This window comes from Lutibacter sp. (assembly GCF_030692605.1).
Classification (GTDB): domain Bacteria; phylum Bacteroidota; class Bacteroidia; order Flavobacteriales; family Flavobacteriaceae; genus Lutibacter.
In genome coordinates, this window is sequence record NZ_JAUYUD010000067.1 from 1 (window position 1) to 5,026 (window position 5,026).

3 protein-coding genes are annotated in these 5,026 nt (G+C 29.4%); all 3 read left to right on the forward strand.

Translation table 11 applies throughout. The features are described from left to right. Nucleotides 1-445 precede the first annotated feature (445 nt). The 3 genes from Q8S45_RS06345 (at nt 446) to Q8S45_RS06355 (ending at nt 4,759) form a co-directional block, all read left to right on the forward strand. Nucleotides 446-1,951 carry a glutamine synthetase family protein gene (locus Q8S45_RS06345; RefSeq protein ID WP_305602479.1) on the forward strand — a complete coding sequence of 502 codons (1,506 nt, stop codon included), beginning with the start codon at nt 446-448 and terminating at the stop codon, nt 1,949-1,951. Nucleotides 1,952-2,582: 631 nt separating this feature from the next. Continuing rightward, on the forward strand, nt 2,583-4,373 hold the full coding sequence (locus tag Q8S45_RS06350; protein WP_305602482.1) for a hypothetical protein: 1,791 nt from the start codon (nt 2,583-2,585) through the stop codon (nt 4,371-4,373). A gap of 2 nt (nt 4,374-4,375) precedes the next feature. After that, a complete protein-coding gene (locus Q8S45_RS06355) occupies nt 4,376-4,759 on the forward strand; it encodes a hypothetical protein (RefSeq protein ID WP_305602484.1) in 384 nt (127 codons plus the stop codon). Nucleotides 4,760-5,026 lie beyond the last annotated feature (267 nt).

Consider the following 5,026-nt stretch of genomic DNA (forward strand, 5'->3'; position numbering starts at 1 on the left):
CATGAAAAACTTAAAGAAAATTTAGAAAACCATATGCAAATGTTAGTTCAAAATCCAGATAGAGTTCAAAAATATTTCAATCATAAAGATATTCAATATGCAGCTTGATAATTATAGATATAATGCCGTCGGGTTAATATCATATAACAAATCTATAAATTTAGATTTGTTGCGTTAAGTTATTGAACTCAGGGAACAGAAAAATTATTATTAAAAACGGTTCTCGATACATTTTTTGTTTCGGTTTACTTCACAATAAACAGACATTTTTAATAATTGCACCCAGCGGGTTAATATAAATCAATTTCTTCTAATTAATTAAAGGGTAAATTAATCCTAATTGTTGCATATATGCTACTAAATTTTAGATCAAAAAATGGTATATTTGTTACCCTTTATTGGGCTATGAAAAGCTATTTAATTTAACTATAATGACTATTCAAAAATGAGAGATTTAGAAATATCAATGAACCCTAATAAACTGGTTAAACATTTAAAAAAACCAGCACGAGAATTCACCAAATACGACATTATTAAATTTATCGACGATCACCATATTGAAATGCTAAATTTTAGATATGTTGGTGAAGATGGCAAATTAAAAACCTTAAATTTTGTAATTACAAGTAAAGAATATCTTGAATCCATATTATCTACAGGTGAACGTGTTGATGGCTCCAGCTTGTTTTCATATATAGATGCAGATTTTAGCGATTTGTACGTTATTCCAAGATTTAGAACCGCTTATGTAAATCCGTTTACGCCACAACCAACCTTAGATATTTTGTGCTCGTTTTACACTAAAGAAGGAAAACCACTCGAAAGTGCACCTGAATATATTCTTAAAAAGGCTTCTGCTCAATTTACAAAGGACACGGGCTATACTTTTAAAGCGATGGGAGAATTGGAATATTATATAATAAGTGAAAAAGATGATTTATATGTTTCTAAAGACCAAAAAGGGTACCATGAATCTTCTCCATTTACCAACTGGGAAAATCTTAGAACCGAAGCGTTATTAATTATTGCTCAATGTGGTGGAAAAATTAAATATGGACATTCTGAAGTAGGAAATTTTCATACCGATACCCATAAGTACGAACAAAATGAAATTGAATTTACTCCTGTTGATGCCGAAGAAGCAGTTGAACAACTTATAATTTCTAAATGGATACTAAGAATGTTAGGTCAAAAATATGGAGCAACCATAAGTTTTGCCCCTAAAATTACGGTAGGAAAAGCAGGAAGTGGGTTACACATTCATATGATGATTGAAAAAGACGGCACAAATTATATGGTAAATGAAGTTGGCTTAACCGATATTGCAAAGAAATTTATTGCAGGAATTTTGGGTAAAGCACAATCATTAACTGCTTTTGGAAATTCAATTCCAACGTCTTACTTGAGACTAGTACCGCACCAAGAAGCGCCAACAATGATTTGCTGGGGAGATAGTAATAGATCGGTTCTTATTAGAGTTCCATTAGGTTGGATTGCAAGAACCAATATGATTAAAGATGCAAATCCACAAGAAAGAGCCGATGTTCCTTATATTCCTGGTAAACAAACTGTAGAGCTGAGATCACCCGATGGTTCAGCAGATTTATATCACTTAATGGCTGGCATTATATTAGCTGCTAAAGATGGTTTAACAACAAAAGATTCATTAGAAAAAGCGAACAGAATGTATGTTAATGTGAATGTTTTTGATGACAAACACAAAGAATTATACGATTCATTAAATAGCCTTCCAATATCATGTTATGAATCTGCCGAATGGTTAGAAAAAGATAGTGATTTCTATCAAAAAGATGGTGTTTTTCCACAAGGAACCATCAATGGGTTTGTAAAAAGACTAAAAGCTTTTGATGACAAAGATATGAATGAACGATTATTTAAAAATTATGAAGAGATTAAAAAAATTGTAGATCAATACATACACCATATGTAGTTTTAGAATAGAATATTAATTGCTTAAAAAAACCTTTAACCATGTTGTTAAAGGTTTTTTTTATTTCTATTGCTAACCTAATGGGTTTATAATAGTAGCTTCACATATACTATTGGTTGCCTCTTTTGTAGGCTTCTTATGTCTTATTAAACCCTAAAATAGCACCTTCAAATTCACAATTTAGGTTAAAAAAACAACTAAAAAAAGGGGATTTTAACCCTTCTAAATAAAAAATTTAAAGTGAAAATTTGAAGTGCTAACTAAAAATTAAAATTTATGTTGACTCTAAAAATATTTAGAAAATCGAAATCAATTTGTATTTAGAGAAAGTAACCAATTGCTATCGTAATTTTAATTATGCCAATTGCACTTTCTCAAACAGCACCAACTTTAACTATTAAAGAGACTGTAGTTCTTATCAATGGTAGTTTAAAAAAATAGTTGAAGTGTAAACTAGGAAATGTAGCAAAAGTGTATGATTATCCAATAAAATAGTAGTAATAATCAGTATATTTTATACTGTCATAATAAGTTGTGGTTTATATTCACAGAAATCAAACAGAAAAATTACAATTTGTTAAAAATATTGAAAATTAAAAATTAATCACTAAATTTAAACACTATGAGAAAGATGAAAATTAACAAAAAAAGGAAAATCAAAAACTATTTTAAATTCGGAATCCTGTTAATCGGAATCCTGTTCACTCTTACAAATTGTGACAAAGACCATTTAATAGAAACTTCTAATTCAGAAGACTTGTTGGTAACTGAGAAACTTGTAGCCTATATTTCTTCAAATGAAATTCCACATATTGTAAAAGCAATTACATCCTTAACAGGGGCATCTACTTCAAAAAATGCTACAAGTCTTAAAACCATCAATTACCAAAAAGCGAAAATCGACATTCTAAAGGTGCTAAAAGTAAAAAATCGACTTGGTTTTACCAATTATACATTTAATGTTATGGTTGAAAATGCACCACCAAATGAATTCTACAACTTAATTGTGTATGAAGATTTAGAGAAAAAAACTAAAAAACCTTATGTTATCAAATACGTGGTAGATCAAGATGCTCTCAATACCTTTTTAGCAAATAACAATGACTTTAGCTTCTTTAAAGGTAAAAGACATATCGTATCATTTGACAAATTTTTTAATGAACTTGGTCCAAATAATAAAACAGCCTCTGAACTTTGTCCAGAGCCTAATGATTATACTATAACCATAAATAATATTCTAAGTGGTGTTAGTGGTGGTCTAGGAGGTAGTGGAGGATTTTACAATATTTCTTCAAGTAATTTCTTGCAAATAAATCCCAATAGTTTTTCCTATGGTTTATTAAGTGGCTCAGGATTTTATTCTTTATATCTCAATAGCTATAATACTTCTACATTACAAGCAACTTCATATGGTGCTGTTGTTAATAATATAGAAGTTAATGTGTCTCCTTTAGCCCCAATATATGGGGGTTCAACTTTAGGAACATTAAGTATATCTCTTCCATTAAGTAATCAGAGTTCATCTGGTAGTGGTACTGTTAGAGAATGTACCACCGTTATAATTGAGAGAAAGTATCTAGATGGACCATCGACCTATGAAGTTATTACAACATGCCGTGATGTTCCTCTAAATCGCTCTGCAAATACAAGTACCTCTGATTGCCCAGAACCTGTAGGGGAAATAGGTGTTATAACACCTGAGAAACCTTGTTATCCTGGTTATACCAAAGATGCTAATGGGAGTTGTGTGAAAGTTGACCAAATTATTGACAACCTTACTGGGAAAGAAAAATGTATTAACGGTTTACTTGACGAAACAGGAAACTCATATGTAAAAAATATATTGAATAAATTTGATGGGGAATCTGAATTTGATATTAAAATTGAGTCTAAGGAGAGAGTCTATAAAGAAAATGGTGATGAAGTTAATGGAGTTACAAAACCACCAATAAATAATGTAATTACTATTCAAATAAATTCATTTCAAATGTCATCAAATAAAGCACTTCAAGTAGCAAGAACAATTTTACACGAATATATTCACGCTGATATGTTTAGAAAATTGAATACAAAATATCCAACAAGTGGAGATTTAGATTTCAGAACAACCTATGAAAGTTTTAAATCAGACAATTTCAAAGCTTCTGCACAACACGAAACTATGGCTGATTTATATGTAGGAGAAATGACAAATGCACTAAAGAATTTTCATAAATATGCTTTAGTAAGTGATTATAATTATCTCACAAATAATGGAGCTAATCCATTACCTGATAGCTTTTATGAAGCTTTAGCTTGGCAAGGCTTAAAACAACATGACGTAAAGGCTTATACAGACTTATCTGACAGCAAAAAAGAAGAGTTAAAAAACAATTTAGAGTTTCATTTACCTACAACTACACCAAATTGTCCAAATAATTAATCATGAAAAATATATTTTATCTAACTTTTATTACAATACTAATATCAATTGTTTGCAGAGCACAATCGAAAGATAGAGATACACTCTTTTTTAAATTTGACAAGAATTATATATTGCAATCAAAAAATGGTTCAGGCAATTTTATTCTTGTAGATAGTAATTCTAGCGGAACGTTTTATTTTGAAAGAAAGGAAACAACATATAACTTAAAACCAAAGAAAGTAAAATGCTTAAAGAAAATTATACGTAGTTCAGAATTTTACAGAAAAGATTATCATAGAAGATTAGAAGATTATTCAGCATATGAGTATTTTAGAAAATATGTTATTTTTTTGGTTCATAAGAATGAATTTATTCAAGTAGAATCAAGCTTTGAAATAGATTAATACAAACCACAACAATGGCTATAGCAAATGTGATATTATATATTTAAAGAAAAAATCAGTTTAAAAACATGATTATTCCTTACTGAAAAATTCAACAATAAATATCACACTTGCCATAGCCTAAGCCGTCAAACTGTCTAAAAACCCTCTTTTTTCATTCGGTACAATAATTTACTTATAATTCTTAAATAAGCGGCATTTTATTTTGCTAATTGATTGATTATCAATATATTTATATCATATTTTAACAACTTTTATTATGAAGTT